Origin of the sequence: Nocardia pseudovaccinii, from assembly GCF_050942345.1 — a bacterium.
Classification (GTDB): domain Bacteria; phylum Actinomycetota; class Actinomycetes; order Mycobacteriales; family Mycobacteriaceae; genus Nocardia; species Nocardia pseudovaccinii.
Genome location: NZ_CP192074.1, coordinates 5861983 through 5877042, shown reverse-complemented (window position 1 = coordinate 5877042; position 15060 = coordinate 5861983). Strand labels below are relative to the sequence as shown.

At 66.2% G+C, this 15060-nt stretch carries 15 protein-coding genes; 7 read left to right on the top strand and 8 right to left on the bottom strand.

The genetic code is table 11. The features are described from left to right. Nucleotides 1–25: 25 nt before the first annotated feature. Nucleotides 26–520, bottom strand: coding sequence for a phosphoribosyltransferase (locus ACQPZ2_RS26460; protein WP_433520919.1), 495 nt, complete (start codon nt 518–520; stop codon nt 26–28). A gap of 97 nt (nt 521–617) precedes the next feature. On the opposite strand from ACQPZ2_RS26460, the gene ACQPZ2_RS26455 reads away from it, so the two are divergent. The 3 genes from ACQPZ2_RS26455 to ACQPZ2_RS26445 all read left to right on the top strand — a co-directional run bounded on the left by ACQPZ2_RS26455 (nt 618) and on the right by ACQPZ2_RS26445 (nt 2343). Further along, nucleotides 618–1202, top strand: a complete 585-nt coding sequence (locus ACQPZ2_RS26455; RefSeq protein ID WP_433520918.1) for an NAD-dependent epimerase/dehydratase family protein — start codon at nt 618–620, stop codon at nt 1200–1202. Between the two features lie 115 nt (nt 1203–1317). Further along, nucleotides 1318–1683: a hypothetical protein gene (locus ACQPZ2_RS26450; protein WP_433520917.1), complete on the top strand. Its 366-nt coding sequence runs from the start codon at nt 1318–1320 to the stop codon at nt 1681–1683. 132 nt (nt 1684–1815) lie between these two features. Continuing rightward, nucleotides 1816–2343: a DUF6924 domain-containing protein gene (locus ACQPZ2_RS26445; protein WP_433520916.1), complete on the top strand. Its 528-nt coding sequence runs from the start codon at nt 1816–1818 to the stop codon at nt 2341–2343. Nucleotides 2344–2364: 21 nt separating this feature from the next. Here ACQPZ2_RS26445 and ACQPZ2_RS26440 read toward each other — a convergent pair whose 3' ends face one another. Genes ACQPZ2_RS26440 through ACQPZ2_RS26415 form a run of 6 tightly spaced genes read right to left on the bottom strand, consistent with a single transcriptional unit; the run spans nt 2365 to nt 9132 of the window. Then, nucleotides 2365–5046, bottom strand: coding sequence for a fumarate reductase/succinate dehydrogenase flavoprotein subunit (locus ACQPZ2_RS26440; protein WP_433520915.1), 2682 nt, complete (start codon nt 5044–5046; stop codon nt 2365–2367). Next, the gene (locus ACQPZ2_RS26435) at nt 5043–5789 is read right to left on the bottom strand and encodes an ABC transporter ATP-binding protein (RefSeq protein WP_433520914.1); all 747 of its coding nucleotides are present in this window, start codon (nt 5787–5789) and stop codon (nt 5043–5045) included. Before ACQPZ2_RS26435 ends, ACQPZ2_RS26440 begins: the two co-directional genes overlap by 4 nt. Then, on the bottom strand, nt 5786–6679 hold the full coding sequence (locus ACQPZ2_RS26430) for an ABC transporter permease (protein WP_433520913.1): 894 nt from the start codon (nt 6677–6679) through the stop codon (nt 5786–5788). Before ACQPZ2_RS26430 ends, ACQPZ2_RS26435 begins: the two co-directional genes overlap by 4 nt. Further along, on the bottom strand, nt 6676–8103 hold the full coding sequence (locus ACQPZ2_RS26425) for an ABC transporter substrate-binding protein (RefSeq protein WP_433520912.1): 1428 nt from the start codon (nt 8101–8103) through the stop codon (nt 6676–6678). Before ACQPZ2_RS26425 ends, ACQPZ2_RS26430 begins: the two co-directional genes overlap by 4 nt. A gap of 16 nt (nt 8104–8119) precedes the next feature. Next, nucleotides 8120–8347 (bottom strand): 4Fe-4S dicluster domain-containing protein, encoded by a 228-nt coding sequence (locus ACQPZ2_RS26420; RefSeq protein WP_040689749.1) that lies wholly within the window; start codon nt 8345–8347, stop codon nt 8120–8122. Next, nucleotides 8347–9132 (bottom strand): GntR family transcriptional regulator, encoded by a 786-nt coding sequence (locus ACQPZ2_RS26415; RefSeq protein WP_433520911.1) that lies wholly within the window; start codon nt 9130–9132, stop codon nt 8347–8349. Before ACQPZ2_RS26415 ends, ACQPZ2_RS26420 begins: the two co-directional genes overlap by 1 nt. Nucleotides 9133–9534: 402 nt before the next feature. Between ACQPZ2_RS26415 and ACQPZ2_RS26410 the strand changes: the two genes are divergently transcribed. Genes ACQPZ2_RS26410 through ACQPZ2_RS26395 form a run of 4 tightly spaced genes read left to right on the top strand, consistent with a single transcriptional unit; the run spans nt 9535 to nt 13232 of the window. After that, complete coding sequence (locus ACQPZ2_RS26410; RefSeq protein WP_433520910.1) at nt 9535–11127, top strand: hypothetical protein; 1593 nt, start codon at nt 9535–9537, stop codon at nt 11125–11127. After that, a complete protein-coding gene (locus tag ACQPZ2_RS26405; RefSeq protein WP_433520909.1) occupies nt 11124–11537 on the top strand; it encodes a FixH family protein in 414 nt (137 codons plus the stop codon). Before ACQPZ2_RS26410 ends, ACQPZ2_RS26405 begins: the two co-directional genes overlap by 4 nt. Before the next feature lie 31 nt (nt 11538–11568). Beyond that, entirely contained in the window at nt 11569–12687 is a 1119-nt protein-coding gene (locus tag ACQPZ2_RS26400) for a hypothetical protein (RefSeq protein ID WP_433520908.1), read from the top strand. Next, nucleotides 12687–13232: a hypothetical protein gene (locus ACQPZ2_RS26395; protein WP_433520907.1), complete on the top strand. Its 546-nt coding sequence runs from the start codon at nt 12687–12689 to the stop codon at nt 13230–13232. The genes ACQPZ2_RS26400 and ACQPZ2_RS26395 overlap by 1 nt, the downstream gene beginning before the upstream one ends. 4 nt (nt 13233–13236) lie before the next feature. Here ACQPZ2_RS26395 and ACQPZ2_RS26390 read toward each other — a convergent pair whose 3' ends face one another. Further along, nucleotides 13237–15033: an acyl-CoA dehydrogenase gene (locus tag ACQPZ2_RS26390; protein ID WP_433520906.1), complete on the bottom strand. Its 1797-nt coding sequence runs from the start codon at nt 15031–15033 to the stop codon at nt 13237–13239. Nucleotides 15034–15060: the final 27 nt, after the last annotated feature.

The following is a 15060-nucleotide window of genomic DNA, read 5'->3' as shown; positions in this document are numbered from 1 at the left end:
GAAAGCCGCCGCCGAGTCGGGTGGCTCAGGCGTCGAGCACTCGGGTCTGGCGGTCGACGACGGGTGGTTCGGTGGACCAGGGGAAGTTGATCCAGCGGTCGGTGCGGCGCCAGACGTATTCGCAATCGACCTCGGAATGCGGTTTCTGGTAGACGACCGCGCAGCGCACCTCGGCGACGTGGTCGATGCAGAAGTCGCGCACGAGTTTGAGGGTGGCGCCGGTATCGGCCACATCGTCGGCGATCAGGACTGTCGCACCGGCCAGGTCGACCGCCTGCGGGACCGGCGGCAGCATGACGGGTAGGTCGAGGCGCTGATCGATACCGGTATAGAACTCGACATTCATCACATGCAGGTTCTTCACGTCCAGCGCGTAACCGAGCGCCCCCGCGACGAATAGGCCGCCGCGTGCGATCGAGAGGATCAGATCCGGTTCGAACCCGTCCTTGGCGATTTCGGTGGCGAGCTCGCGGCTCGCCGTCCCGAATAGTTCCCAGGTCAGCACTTCCCGATCCGCCATGGATCCTCCATCTCCCTCGATGCCGCTGGGCATAGAGCATACGACCAGCTACGCGGCGGCGTTCCCCGCTGTCTGTCCGGGAATTAGGCTGGGTCGGGTGCGGATCTATCTGGCCGGTGCGACCGGCGTTATCGGAACCCGGTTGTTGCCCTTGCTGATCGAGGCCGGACACGAGGTTGCGGGGATGACCCGGTCCGCGGCCAAGGTCGACCAGGTGCGGTCCGCCGGTGCGGAACCGGTGGTCTGCGATGTGTACGACCTCGACGCGCTGACCGCGGCGGTCGTCGCCTTCCGGCCCGATCTGGTGATGCATCAGCTCACCGATCTCCCCGACGATGCCGCGCTGCTCCCGGAACTCGCCGGTGCGAATGCGCGCATCCGTTCCGAGGGCACTCGCAATCTGATCGCCGCCACGCAGGCCGCGGGAGCGAAACGCTTTGTCGCCCAGAGCATTGCGTGGGATCCGCCAGCCGGGCGCGGTGCCGTCATCCAGGAACATGAGGCCGCGGTGCTCGATATCGGCGGCGTGGTCGTGAAGTACGGCCAATTCTATGGTCCGGGTACGTACTACGAATCCGAGCTGCCCGATCACCCGCGCGTGCACGTGGATGATGCCGCCGCGCGGACGGTTTCGCTGGTCGATGCGCCGAGCGGTGTGGTGGTTATCGCGGATCCCGCCTGATTTCTCGGCGCGATGGACGACTGGCGGCCTCGGGTCGTGGCCGTGCCGGTCGGTTTGGAATACGGTGGCAGGGGCGATCGCCCGGATCAGCTCACATCCACCGAAGGAGACCCGCTTGCGCAACACGCTGCTCGTCGCATCCGTACTCGGTGCCGCACTGGTGGCGATGCTGCCCGCCGGCGCGGCCGGTGCGCAGCCACCGGGCGATGGTCCGCTGAAGGTGCAGGCGACCACGGGCACAGATCAACTGCCGGTGACGGGTGTCGGAGTCGGCATTACGACGTGCGCCGCCGGTCCGGTACTGGCCACCCTGACGACCGGGGGCGATGGAACCGTGGCGCAGACGTTCCCGAACGGCTGCTACCAGGCGCAGGTCACCTCCGTTCCGTCCGGCTGCGAGCTGGCGAGCATCGCCTACGTTCAGGTCGACGTGGCACCCGGCGCGACACCGGTGGCGGGCTTCCAATTCCGCTGCGCATAACTCGGTTTCGACTCGAGGCGGGGTCGCACCAGGCCCGAACTCGGTCGGGTGGGGCTGATTGTGCCGGTGAACTCCGACCCGTGGTCGATTGCACGCATGGCCTGGGTCTGGAGGCGGGTAGGCTTCCCGCTCGTGAAGTTCGGTCCGTCGGGGTTGGTTGCGCTGGCCGCGATCGTGGTGGCCATGTGTTCGGGTGATATGAGACCGACCTCGGCGCGAGAGGAAAACGTGATGGTGCTGCCGGATGGCGAATCCTTGTTCATCAGAACCGATTTCGCCGACAACGCCGCGTGGGCCGAAACTCTGGATGCGGCGCTGCAGCCGTGGGATCTGGGTGACGGGATACGCGCGTATGCGGGTATCACGCCGGTCGACGACCTCCGCTTCGAAGCCTTGACGGTGGCGAAGTTGGAGAGCCTGCTCCCCGCGCCGCCGCCCTATTATCTGTTCCTGGTGGACAAGCGAACCCTCACCGATCCCGAACATCCGATTCTCGTTGTGGATACGAGCCGGGAGAACGAAGACGTGGTGGGCTTTCCGACCTTTCGCGTAGTGCCGAGCGAAATGCCTGCCGTAGAGAACAACCTGTCGCTGGCGAATATGGACTTCGAGGACTTCGCAGACAGTGTCGATGCGGATGGAGTGTTTCGCGGCTTCTGATGCGGATCGCCGAACGTACGGCTATGAATGCACGCTGTCCAACGCGCGGCGCGCATACGCGCGCACATCCGCATCGCTGTCATCGATCGCCAGCTTCAGTGCATCGTGCGCCGCCCCGCTGTGCGGCCAGGTGGCCAGCGACAATACCGCCGCTTTGCGCACATCGAGGTGTGGATCGTGCAGGGCGTCGGAAAGCGGGGTGACCCCGAGTTCGGGGTTCGCGCCTGCGAGACCCCGCGCGGCACCCACTCGGACCTGCCACGCAGAGTGTGCGAGCGCCCCGCTGAGCAGAGCGGTGTCATCTTGTGTGACACCCAGATTCGCGAAGGCGGCCAAGGCGGCGGCACGCACGAGCGGATCCGCATCCTCGGCTAGGGTGCGCGCGGTCTCGGACCCCTGCCCGCCGATCGCCGACAACCCGTGCGCGACGGCAATGCGCACCTCGCGGTTGTCATCGGTGGCCGCCGACGAGACGGCCTGCCAGTTGTCGAGCGATACCAGAGCCCGTACCGCTTCGATGCGCACCCGGTGGTCCGAATCGGCCAGTGCTGCAACGAATTGCGCCGCTGATCCGGCCCGCAGTGCGCGCAGCAGATCCACGACGGTCGCCCGGACGACCGGGTCGGGGGAGTGCAGTCGATCGGCGAGGCCGGTCGAATCGGGAAGCACCTCTACGAGTTCGCGCAAACTCGCAGCGGCCGCCGCACGAACGGATGCCGCGTCATCGGCGAGCGCGTCGATCAATACCGATGTGAATCCTTCGGGGGTGTTCTCGGTCAGCACCGACAGCGCCGCCACTCGAACACCGGCATCGGCATCGGACAGATAGGTCGAAAGGTCCTGCACCGTAGGCGAATCCAGGGCAAGCAGGCTGACCAGTCGTGGTGACGGCGGGGTCGTCGATGTGCGGACGGTGCGCGGTGCATCGGCGGGTGCGCGCCCACCGACGAGTTCCGGCTGCGCGACCGGGATCACAGTGGAGTCGGTTGACGGCAGGTCATCCAGACCGGGCACGGGTACCAGATACGGCGCGACCGGCCGCTTCAGGAATTCCATCGCACCATCGGGATTCTTGCGCAGGTTCAGGTGATAGCGCCACTCGTTGTCGTCGCGCTGCGGCAGATCGGCGCGTTCGTGATAGAGCCCCCACCGTGATTCGGTGCGGGTCAGTGAACTGCGCGCCGCCATTTCGGCGCAGTCGCGGATGAAGGAGACCTCGACCGCGCGCATGAGCTCATGTGGTGTGCGGGCGCCGATTTCGGCGATTTCGCCGCGCATCCGCTCGAAGGTCTCGACCGCGATCGACAGTTTCGCGGCCGTCTTCGGCGGCGCCACATAGTCGTTCACGAATCGGCGCAGCTTGTACTCGACCTGCGGCTGCGGCGGGCCGTCCGGCTGCCGCAGCGGCCGGTAGATCAGTTCATGTGCCTCGGTCAGCTGGTCTTCCGGAAGTTCGACGGGCGCAGCGACTTCGGGCAGTGTCGATGCGGCGTGACCTCCAGCCAGATCGCCGAAGACGAAAGCGCCGATCATGTAGTTGTGCGGCACGCACGCGAGATCACCGGCCGCGTAGAGTCCGGGCACGGTCGTGCGGGCGTGTTCGTCGACCCATACGCCGGATGCGGAATGCCCACCGCACAAGCCGATTTCGGAGATATGCATCTCGATATCGTGGGTGCGATAGTCATGGCCGCGATTAGCGTGGAAGGTGCCACGGGTCGGGCGTTCGGTGGTGTGCAGAATGCCTTCGAGCGTCGTGAGGGTCTCATCGGGCAGATGTGACACCTTGAGATAGATGGGCCCGCGCGCGGATTCGATCTCGCGCTTGACCTCCGACATCATCTGCCCGGACCAGTAATCGGAGTCGACGAAGCGTTCGCCCCTGGCGTTCACCTGGTACCCACCGAACGGATTGGCCACATAGGCGCAGGCCGGACCGTTGTAATCTTTGATGAGCGGATTGATCTGGAAGCATTCGATACCGCTGAGCTCCGCGCCGGCGTGATAGGCCATCGAATACCCGTCGCCAGCATTGGTCGGATTCTCGTAAGTGCCATACAGATAACCGGATGCCGGCAGCCCCAAGCGGCCGGACGGACCGGTTGCCAGGACTACCGCCTTGGCACCCACCGCCACGAATTCGCCGGTGCGCGTATTCAATGCGGCGGCACCCACCGCGCGCCCCGCATCGGTAAGTACCCGCACCGGCATGAGCCGGTTCTCGATGCGGATCTTCTCGCGCATCTTGCGTTGGCGCAGTATGCGATACAGCGCCTTCTTGACGTCCTTGCCCTCGGGCATGGGCAGGACATACGACCCGGACCGGTGCACGCGGCGTACCGCGTACTCGCCGTGCTCGTCTTTCTCGAACTTCACGCCGTAGCGTTCGAGTCGCTGCACCATGGCGAAGCCGCGGGTTGCGGTTTGATAGACGGTGCGCTGGTTGACGATTCCGTCATTGGCCCTGGTGATTTCGGCGACGTAGTCCTCGGGTTCGGCCTTGCCGGGAATCACCGCATTGTTGACCCCGTCCATGCCCATGGCCAAGGCGCCGGAGTGCCGCACATGCGCCTTCTCCAGCAACAGCACATCGGCGCCTGCCTCGGCGGCGGTCAGTGCGGCCATGGTCCCCGCGGTGCCGCCGCCGATGACGAGCACATCGCAGTCGAGCCGGATCCGATCGGATAGCTCGGGAATATTCACAACTTCTCCAGGATTTCGGCCTTCACCGACCGGCGATCCGCCGGTGTGCGGGGCTCGGGCACATCGACCAGGGTGTGCAGCACGCCGCCGCCCAGCACCGCGATGCGGTCGCCGAGCAGCAGCGCCTCGTCCAGGTCATGGGTGACGAATACGACGGTGGTGGGGTGCGCGCGCCAGGTGTCGATCAGCAAGCGCTGCATGGTTGTCCGGGTCTGGGTGTCGAGTGCGCCGAATGGTTCGTCCATCAGCACCGCGCGCGGGGATCCGGCGAGACTGCGCGCCAACTGGACTCGCTGCCGCATGCCGCCGGAGAGATCGCGCGGCAGATAATCGGCGTAGCCGGTGAGTCCGACCTCCTGCACCCAATGCCGGGCGCTCGCTTTGCGTTCGGCCCGTGACACTTTGCGCAATTGCAGTGCGAGCTCGATGTTCTGGCGCACGGTGCGCCACGGCAGCAGCGCATCGTCCTGGAAGACCAGGGCGCGGTCGGCGGATGGTCCGGTCACCGCAATGCCGTCGGCGCGGATCACGCCCTGGTCCGGCTTGCGCAGTCCGGCGATCGCCCGTAACAGCGTCGACTTGCCGCAGCCGGATTTGCCGACCACGACCAGGATTTCGCCGGGCGTGATGGCCAGATCCAGGTTCTCGAGCACCGTTTTGCCGCCATAGGCGATGCGAATTCCGTCCAGGCTCAACCGCATTCCGGTTGTGGTCGGGGTGGCGGTTGCGGTTGTCGTGGTCATTCGGCGACCTCCCTCGGCAGCCAGCGGGTGATCCGACGTCCGGCCAATTCCACGATTCCGGAGGTGCCGAAGCCGAGGATGCCGATGGTGATCATGCCGACGAATACCGCCGGGTAATCGACGATGGTGTAGGCCTGCCAGGTCCGGTAGCCGATGCCGAGCCGCCCGGAGATCATCTCGGCCGAGATGAGGCAGATCCATGCCACACCCATGCCCACCGACAGACCGCTGAACACGCCGGGCAGGATGCCCGGAAATACCACTCGCACAAGGACATCGGCGCGCGATGCGCCAAGGGTGCGCAGCGCGTCCTCCCAGATGGTCGGCAGCGCGCGTACCGCGTGCCGGGTGCTGACCAGCACCGGGAACAGCGATGCCATGAAGGTGATGAAGACGATGCCCGATTCGTCGCTCGGGAACAGCAGGATCGCCACCGGCACCAGCGCGATGGCCGGAATCGGCCGCGCCAACTCGGTGAGCGGTCCGAGCACCGCGGCGAAGAGCCCGGAGCGGCCGAGACCGATACCAGCGACCACCCCGACCACGGCCGCGAGCCCGAATCCGGTGAGAATACGGATCAGCGATTGCGCGACATCGACATAGAACTGGTCCGATTGCAGCTGCTTGCCGAATTCATGGATGATCTCGGTGACCGTCGGAAGCGTGTCGAAGCGCAGCCACCACCGCACATTATTGGCGGTGAGCAGCTGCCACAGTCCGATCGCGGTCGCGACCGACGCCACCTGGAGCAGTCGGGTGCGCCATGCCGAACTCCCACGTACTTCGGCGGTTTCATCGCCGTCGGCCGCGGTCGGGCCGACCGGGGGCGCGGTGGGCTCGCCCGTCGCTCGGCCATCCTGCAACAACGAAGCGCTCTGTGATGCTGTCATGGTCGGACTTCCGTGACGGCCTGGTCGTAGGAGATCGCGGCGGCGCCCGGGTGCGCCTGCCGATAGCGCTGCGCGGCCGCGGGTGTCGTGAACGGCAGGAAGCTGTCGCCCTCGCGCAACCACACTGCCTTATCGGCGAACCAGCGCGTACCGAGTTCGGCATCGGGCACATACGCGGCGCGGATCACCTTGCCCTGTGCTTTGGCCGCCTGAACAGCGCGCAACAGGCAGGTCGGATCGGCGGCGGGCTGCGGTCGATCCGTGCCGTCGAGCCACAGCTCACCGCCCTGCGCGGCAGTGCTCACGGGACGCGCGCAGACCGGGTCGGTGCCGGTGACACGGCTGGGGTTGACGGTGGCCGCCACCGCCTGGCCGTAGTCGCCCACGCCGTTGTCGGCGAAGGCCTTGCGCAGCGGGGCGGGATCGACGAACTCATCGATATCGAGTTCGGCGAAGTCGCCGATCGACTTCAGGTACTGCACATCGCCTTTGAACGCGTCGATCAGTCCGGGCTCGAGCGTGGTATCGAAAGACGTTCCGCCGGGCCCGTTGTAGAGGTACACGACCTCCTGCGGCAATCCGGAACCGTCGGCGACGATCTTGGCGGCTTCGAAGGGCTTCTCGTTCAGAAACTTCGTGGCATCGAGCTGGGCCGCGAGGAAGGCCTGCAGCACCTCGGGATGATCGGCGGTATAGGAGCGTCGCGCGACCACGCCGTGGAAGGTGGGCACACCCAATTCCGCACCGTCGTAGAGCAATTTCGCCTTGTTCTGGAAGACCAGCAGTCCGGGCCAGGCCACGAACTGCGCGAGCGCGCCGACCTGATGCGATTCCAATGCGGTTGCCCCGACCTGCGGCTGCTGGTTGAGCACCTCGACGCCCTTGGCCGGATCGACGCCCGCCCGCGAGAGCGCCTGCACCAGGGTGCCGTGCCCGGCCGAGCCGACGCTGGCCGAAATCTTCTGCCCGGCCAGGTCACCGATCCCGGTCACCGTCGAATCCTGGGGCACCACAACCATATTGAGCGCACCCTTGGGGTTGTAGCCGGTCACCGATACCAGCGCCGTCTTCGCTCGCTCGTTGGACTGGGTGCGAGATCCGTTGATCAGCAACGGATAGTCGCCCATCGACCCGATATCGATCTTCTCGGCGAGCATCTGCGCGGTGATCGGCGCGCCGGTGTCATAGTCCTGCCACTCCACCTGGTACTTGGCGCCGCCGCTGTCGGTGATCTTCTGTAGCCGCTGCTCCAGATAGCCCTGGGCGCGCAGCAGGGTGCCCGCGGTGACGGTATTGATGGTCTTGGACTGGTAGCCGACGACGACCTTGACGGTGCCTTCGGGGGTGTTGTCCGAACTCTGCAGGGAGCAGCCCGCCGCGGCGAGTGCGATGGCGAGGAGCAGGGGAGCGAGGCGTTTCTTCATGGGACTTCCGGATCGTTCAGCGCAACAGATAGGGCATATTGACGGTGACGGCGCCCGTGGGACACCGGGCGGCGCAGGGGCCGCAGTACCAGCACTCGTCGACGTGCATGAAGGCCTTGCCGTTTTCCGGATTGATGGCCAGCGAGTCGAGCGGGCAGATCTCCACGCACAGCGTGCAACCCTGGATGCATAGTGATTCGTCGATGGTCACCGGAATATCGGTGCGTTGGTTCGCAAGTGCCATCAGATGACCTTCCATTCGGATGTGCTGCGGATCAGGCTGCCGCGCATGGTGATTCGGTCTCCGCGCATCCGGATGTACTCCAGATCAACCGGTCGGCCGTCATCGAGGCGGGTCAGCCGTTCGAGCATCAGCAGCGCCGCGCCCTCGGGTGCTTCCAGGGTGGCGGCGGTGTGCGCGTCGGCGGTAATCGCTTCCAGCGCGAGGTCGGCCGAGCCGAGCGGTCCGCCGCTGATCTGTTCGATGAGTACGAAGATGTCGTTGGTCTCGAGATCGTGGCCGAGGACCTCGGTGCCGATATCGGGTGCGAGATAGGTCAGATCCAGGCTCAACGGTAGGTCGGCGAGATAGCGCAGTCGTTCGATATAGACCACGTGCTCACCGGGATTCAGCCCGAGCTTGCGTGCGACGGCGGGTGGTGCGGTGATATGCATTGCCGCGCGTACCTCGTTGCGCACCGTGCCGTGGCCCTTGAGGGTTTCCTGCAGCCCGAGCAGCGCGTCGAGCCCGTGATCGTATTTGCGCCGGGCGACCCGGGTGCCCACCTTCGGCACCCGATCGATCAGCCCTTCTTCCTTGAGAAGCGCGAGTGCGTCGCGCACGGTATTGCGCGACGCGTCGTATTCCGCGACCAATTCCTGCTCGCTCGGCAGCACGTCGTCGAACGCGCCCGCATGTATCTGATGGCGAAGCACGTCGGCTATCCGGCGCGCCTGGTCGGCCCGCAACCGTCGCACGGGCGTCGCCTCGGCTCCCACCTCCGCCACCTTTCTCTCGCTGACCTGCATGGACAGCGACGATAGTTGCCGCGGAGACGCTCGAATGCCCGCGAGCGAGCGCCAGAAATCAGCGGATGTTATTGCGCCGCCCCTTACCGGCTCTGACCTGGGCGGATTGGTCTCGGAGTGGCCATTGCGCCACCCTGTTCACGGCCGATCAGTTTCGATCACACAGATTCGAATGCCGGGCGGGTGGGTGGTTCGGAACAATGTCGCACTCCGCCGGGCCCGCAAGACCAGGTCCCGCGCGGTGATCCGGCCACGACGGTTGCGCTGACCGAGCGAGCTCACGCTGCCGTGAGCTGGGGGATAATCCGGAGGCCCGTCCGGGGCGGCATCACTCCCGCGGGGGAGGCGAAATCCCCACTGGGGGTGATGTTCTGGCAGGCCTGCATCCCTACCATGGCGGGCGTGGCTGTTGTCGCCGGTGTCGGTCGCGCTCTGCTGGTCGCAGGGGTGTGTGCGTTGTTGGTGTCGATCGGGGTGGGTTCCGTATCGGCGGATTCGGCTTCCTCCGGTTCGGATATTTCGGTCGCGCAGTCGCTCGGTGATCGGGAGCTCACGATCATCTTGCGCCGGGTGACCAGCGTGCCGGGGCCGTTGCGGGTGGATGTGGTCACCCATGCCGGTACCGCGCCCGGGCAACTCACGCTCGCGGCGACGCCGACAGGGGTGTCGACGACGTCGATGCGGCCCGGACCGGGCGCGCCCACCGCCGAGGCGGTTGTCGAACTCGGCGCCACTGCGGGGATGTACTCGGCGACGGTCCGAATGGACCGTGCCGGGCCATGGGAACTGGCGGTCGGCGACGGTACGCGGGTGGCGCGGATTCCGTTCATCGTGCCCGCGCAGGTGACCTCGCCGCCCGAGCGCCTGGTCTACGGCGGTTTCTTGGTGGCGGGCGTACTGTTGCCCGTCGCGGTGGTGATCGCGATTCGTGCTCGACGCAGCGTATGGGCGCTGGTTCCGGCCGCCGGGATGGTGGCCGGGGTGGCGGTATCGGTGACCGCCGCACTGCTTTCGGCATCGTTGCCGCTGCCGCCGCAACCCGGTGGTCAGCTCGATCCCACGCTCGACAATGTCACCGATCCCTATGCTGTGCATCAGCCGTTGATTTCGGACTTTTCGCGGCCGCCGGTACTGCTCACGGTCGCGGGTGGGCCCGTGAACGCCGGTCAGCCAGGCGATCTCGACCTCGTTCTGATCGATGCCGCCACCGGTGCACCCGTCGACGATCTGGTCGTGCACGACAGCGCGTTCATGCATTTGCTGATCGTGGGCCCGACCGGCCGCCTGTCGCATCTGCATCCGATCCGGATCGGGCCCGGTCGGTTTCAGGTTCATCTGGCCGCGCCCGAGGCCGGGCGGTATGCGCTGTCCGCGGAGTTGGCGCGGCGCGGTGGTGGTGTGCAAATGGTACGCGCGCCGAGCGGTTTCACGGTCACCGGTGCTGCCGCAGCGGAATCCTCCAGCACCACAGTGCATCTCGGGGGTACGGATAAGGCCGCGTCGACTGTCATCGACGGTAACCCGGTCACCGTCAGGACGACTACTCCGGTAGCAGGGGCACCGACCACCATCACCGCGGAATTCGGCGATGCCGCCGATCTGCAACCATGGCTCGGCATGGTCGGCCACCTGATCATGGCGGGTCCACTGCCGAGCGACCCGGATATCGCTGCGGCCGTGCAGAACTCACCCATCTGGGGTCACGGCCATTCGATGGGTGTGACGTCGATGCAGGGGATGTCCGATATGCCGGGGATGGATATGCCCGGCATGGATATGACCGAGCCCGCCGCGAGCCGCGGCACCATGCTCATGCCACCCGCCAACGGCGAAAGCGCTCCTGACGAGACGGTCGCCGCATACGGACCCGACGTGCCGTTCACCTACACCTTCCCGCTCGCGGGCCGATATCGCCTCTGGATCCAGGTCGAACGGCGCTACACCGTGCTCACTGTCCCGGTCGTTCTCGATGTCGCGGCGGGAGCGCGGCCATGAGCGCACGCCGGAAAAGCGTTCTGCTCGCCGGGGGAGCAGTGATCGTCATCGTCGCCCTCGCCTGGTTCGTCCGGCCGCGCCCATCCGAGCCCCTCGTACTGCAAACCGGCACCGCGCAGCACCTGGTAACGGTCTCCATCGACAGCCTCCGAATCGGCACCGCCGCTATCGATATCACCGTGACCGATCGTGCGGGCGCGACGAAAGACCATGCGGCAGTGCGTATTCAGGCCAACCTGCCGCTGATGGGCCACGCGGGACAGCCCATCACGGCGACGGCCACCGGACCGGGCCACTTCCATGCCGCATCGGTACCACTGATGATGACCGGACAGTGGGAACTCCGACTATCGATCGACGAACACGACGGCCTCGACGAACTCGCGGTGCCGATCTGGGTCGGCGGTTGAAAACATGCACAGATCAGGAGGAATGATCACCATGACCACGACAGCACCGGTCGAGGCCGACACCGGACCCGGGATCTCCGATGACACCATCGCGGCCCGCGTCGGCGCCTGGGGCGTATTGCTCGGCACCGCGGTGACATTGGTCGGCCTGAGCTGGGATATCCAGTGGCACAACGAAGTCGGTCCGGACACCTTCTTCACCCTGCCGCATCTGTTCCTGTACTCCGGCAGCGCGATATCCGGATTCGCCAGCCTGGCCATGGTTCTCATCGCGACCTCCGCCCAACGGGCTGGCAGGCCCGTGCCCCGCCTCGGCGGCACCCCCATTCGAGTCTTCGGCAGCAACCTGACCGCACCGCTCGGCTATATGATCGCTGGAGCCGGTGCTGCGCTCTTCCTGCTCTACGGCCTGCTCGATCTGGAGTGGCATTCGATCTACGGCTTCGACGCGGTGCTCAATACCCCGTCGCATGTAGCGCTGTTCCTGTCCAACGCGCTCACCATGATCGGCAGCATCATCGTTTTCGCCGCCCACCGCGATCACCGCTGGGGCCGGATCGGCATCGCCGTCGCGATTCCGATCCTGATCACCTTCGCCCCGATTCCCACCAATGCGTTGAACAACCTGCATCTGCCCGTGGACCCGACCATCCTGGGTATCGTCGTGTTCGGGCCGATGCTGCTCATCCTCGGCGCCGCACTGTTGGCTCGTGCGGGCGCGGCCATTGCCATCGCGGTTTCGCTCGGTGCGATGCAGGCGTTCCTCTGGTGGTTCTCGCCCTGGGCCGCGGAAATCTATGCGTCGGCGATCGGGCTGCCGTTGCGTGACGGTCTCACCGGACGGCCGCCGGATCTGCCCGTCATGATGCCGATGTTCCTGATTGTCGCGGCGATCGCGGTCGAGGGGTTGTTCTGGCTGTCCCGTACCCGTGGTCTCGATGCGCGCAAGATCGTGTTGGTGGCCGGTGCCGTAACCGGCGTCATCATCGGCGTGACGTTCCCGCTGCAATTGAACCTCGTCCGCGCCACCTCGCATATCGCGGTCGGCGACATCGTGACGATCACGCTGCTCGGCATTCCGCTCGGCCTGCTCGCCGGATTCCTCGGCGGCCGGTTCACCACCATGCTGCCCGCAACGAAGGATGCGTGATGTCCGTACTCCGCAGGCTCGCCGTGACCGTGCTGGCCGTGATCACCCTGTCGCTCGTCGCCGTCGCCCCTGCCTCCGCCTATGCGCCGGTCGAAATCGTGCACACCGAGCGCGTCCAGGTGGGGCCGTACGGCGTGACCGTCGGCTTCTCCACCTGGCCCATCCGCGCGATGAAATCGCTGGACTTCACCTTCATGCCCGATGGCGGCATCGCCGACAAATCCGGGACGCTGCGCTTGACCGGACCAGCCATCAGGCCCGGTCGCCGCGCCACGCCCCTGGTCCGCCATCCCCGCAAACGCGACTCCTGGGGCTTGGACGTCAGGGCCTTCGACGCACCCGGCACCTACACCTTCACCTTCGCGATCGACGGCCCGCTCGGACACGGCGAAGGGACCCTCGGCGATGTCACCGTGCTCGACCAGCCCGGACCGCCGTTGCCGCTGAGCTGGACGATCGGCACGCTGCCGCTGATCGGCCTGCTGGTCTTCCTCGCGGTGGCCTGGCGCCGCACCCGCCCGGGGCGGCGACCACTGGTCGTCTGACGGGTCAGAACCAGGCGTCGCGCATTTCCAGCGTGGTGCGGTCCATCAGCTCCAGCAGATCCAATTGCGGTGTGGTCTTGGGCAATTCGTAGCGGAAGAAATAACGGGCCGCCGCGCGCTTGCCGTCGTAGAAGTCGCCTTCCTTGCCGTGCGCGGCGAGAGCCTGCTCCAGCCAGATCCACGCGACCACGACGTGCCCGAAGGCCTCCAGATAGACGCTGGAATTGGCCATGGCGGCGGCGATATCGCCGGAGGCGAACATCCAGCCGGTGACGGTGAGCAGCCGCTGCCAGACCGCGTCGAGCTGGCCACCGAACTCGGTCCACTCGCCGCCCGCCTCGGTGGCCGCGAGTACGGTCCGCTCGATCTGTGCGGCCAGTAGCCGCAGGCTCGCGCCGTCGTGCTGGATCACCTTGCGGCCCAACAGGTCCAGACCCTGGATGCCGTGCGTGCCTTCGTGGATGGGGTTGAGGCGGTTGTCCCGGTAGTGCTGTTCGACGTCGTATTCGCGGGTGTAGCCGTAGCCGCCGTGCACCTGGATGGCGAGGCTGTTGGCCTCCAGACACCATTGCGACGGCCAGCTCTTCGCGACGCCGGTGAGGATTTCCAGCAGCAGGGTGTGCTCGCGTTCGGCCGCCGGATCCGTGGCGGTGCGTTCCAGATCGACCAGGCGGTTGCAGTAGAGCAGCAGAGCGAGCGCGCCCTCGACATAAGCCTTCTGCGCCAACAGCATTCGCCGCACATCGGCATGCTCGATGATCGGCGCCTGCGGTGCGGACGGATCCTTGGCGGTGACCGCGCGTCCCTGGCGGCGCTCCCGGGCGTAGTCGAGCGATTTCAGATATCCGGTGTAGCCCAACGCCGTCGCGCCCAGACCGACGCCGAGGCGCGCCTCGTTCATCATGTGGAACATGTAGGACAGGCCGCGATGCGGTTCGCCGACGAGGTAACCGACCGCGCCGGGCGCGCCGTCCGGATTGTGCTTGCCCTCGCCGAAATTCAGCACCGTATTCGTGGTGCCCCGATATCCCATCTTGTGGTTCAACCCGGCCAGCACCACATCGTTGCGCGCGCCGAGCGAACCGTCCTCGGCCACCAGGAATTTCGGTACGACGAACAGCGAGATGCCCTTGGTTCCGGCTGGTCCGCCCGGAATCTTGGCCAGCACGAGGTGCACGATATTGTCGGTCAGCTCGTGATCACCGCCGGAGATCCACATTTTCGAGCCGAACAGCCGGTAGGTGCCATCGGCCTGCGGTTCGGCGCGGGTGACGATATCGGCCAGCGATGAGCCCGCCTGCGGTTCGGACAGGCACATCGTGCCGGTGAATCGGCCCTCGACCATGGGCTTGACGAAGCGGTCGATCTGCTCCGGGGTGCCGTGCGCGGCGAGGAGATTGGCATTGCCGACGGTCAGGAAGAGATAGCCGGTGGTGCCGACATTGGCGGCCTGGAACCAGCAGAATCCGGCGGCCTCCACGGTGGCGGGCAGCTGCAGCCCGCCGATCTCCTCGTCCATCGCGGCGCCGATGAGATTGGCCTTGGTGAAGGCCTCGATCGCGGCCTTCACCTCCGGGATGATGGTGACCTTCTCGCCGTCGAAGGTCGGCTCATTGCTGTCGTTGCGCTTGTTGTGGGGCGCGAAGTGCCGGGTGGCCAGATCCTCGCAGAGATCGAGAAAGCCGTCGAAGGTATCCCGGGAGTGTTCGGTGAACCGGGGCAGCGCCGTGAGCTCCTCGACCCGCAGCCATTCGTAGAGCAGGAAGTCCAGGTCCCTACGGGAGATCAGGGTCGAGCGCACGGGCACATCCTCTCGCGGTGACGGAGC

Coding starts and splice junctions, on each gene's coding strand:
- ACQPZ2_RS26420 (WP_040689749.1), bottom strand. CDS start 8,347: ATGGCACTTGCGAACCAACGCACCGATATTCCGGTGACCATCGACGAA.
- ACQPZ2_RS26460 (WP_433520919.1), bottom strand. CDS start 520: ATGGCGGATCGGGAAGTGCTGACCTGGGAACTATTCGGGACGGCGAGC.
- ACQPZ2_RS26395 (WP_433520907.1), top strand. CDS start 12,687: ATGTCCGTACTCCGCAGGCTCGCCGTGACCGTGCTGGCCGTGATCACC.
- ACQPZ2_RS26400 (WP_433520908.1), top strand. CDS start 11,569: ATGACCACGACAGCACCGGTCGAGGCCGACACCGGACCCGGGATCTCC.
- ACQPZ2_RS26430 (WP_433520913.1), bottom strand. CDS start 6,679: ATGACAGCATCACAGAGCGCTTCGTTGTTGCAGGATGGCCGAGCGACG.
- ACQPZ2_RS26405 (WP_433520909.1), top strand. CDS start 11,124: ATGAGCGCACGCCGGAAAAGCGTTCTGCTCGCCGGGGGAGCAGTGATC.
- ACQPZ2_RS26415 (WP_433520911.1), bottom strand. CDS start 9,132: ATGCAGGTCAGCGAGAGAAAGGTGGCGGAGGTGGGAGCCGAGGCGACG.
- ACQPZ2_RS26425 (WP_433520912.1), bottom strand. CDS start 8,103: ATGAAGAAACGCCTCGCTCCCCTGCTCCTCGCCATCGCACTCGCCGCG.
- ACQPZ2_RS26435 (WP_433520914.1), bottom strand. CDS start 5,789: ATGACCACGACAACCGCAACCGCCACCCCGACCACAACCGGAATGCGG.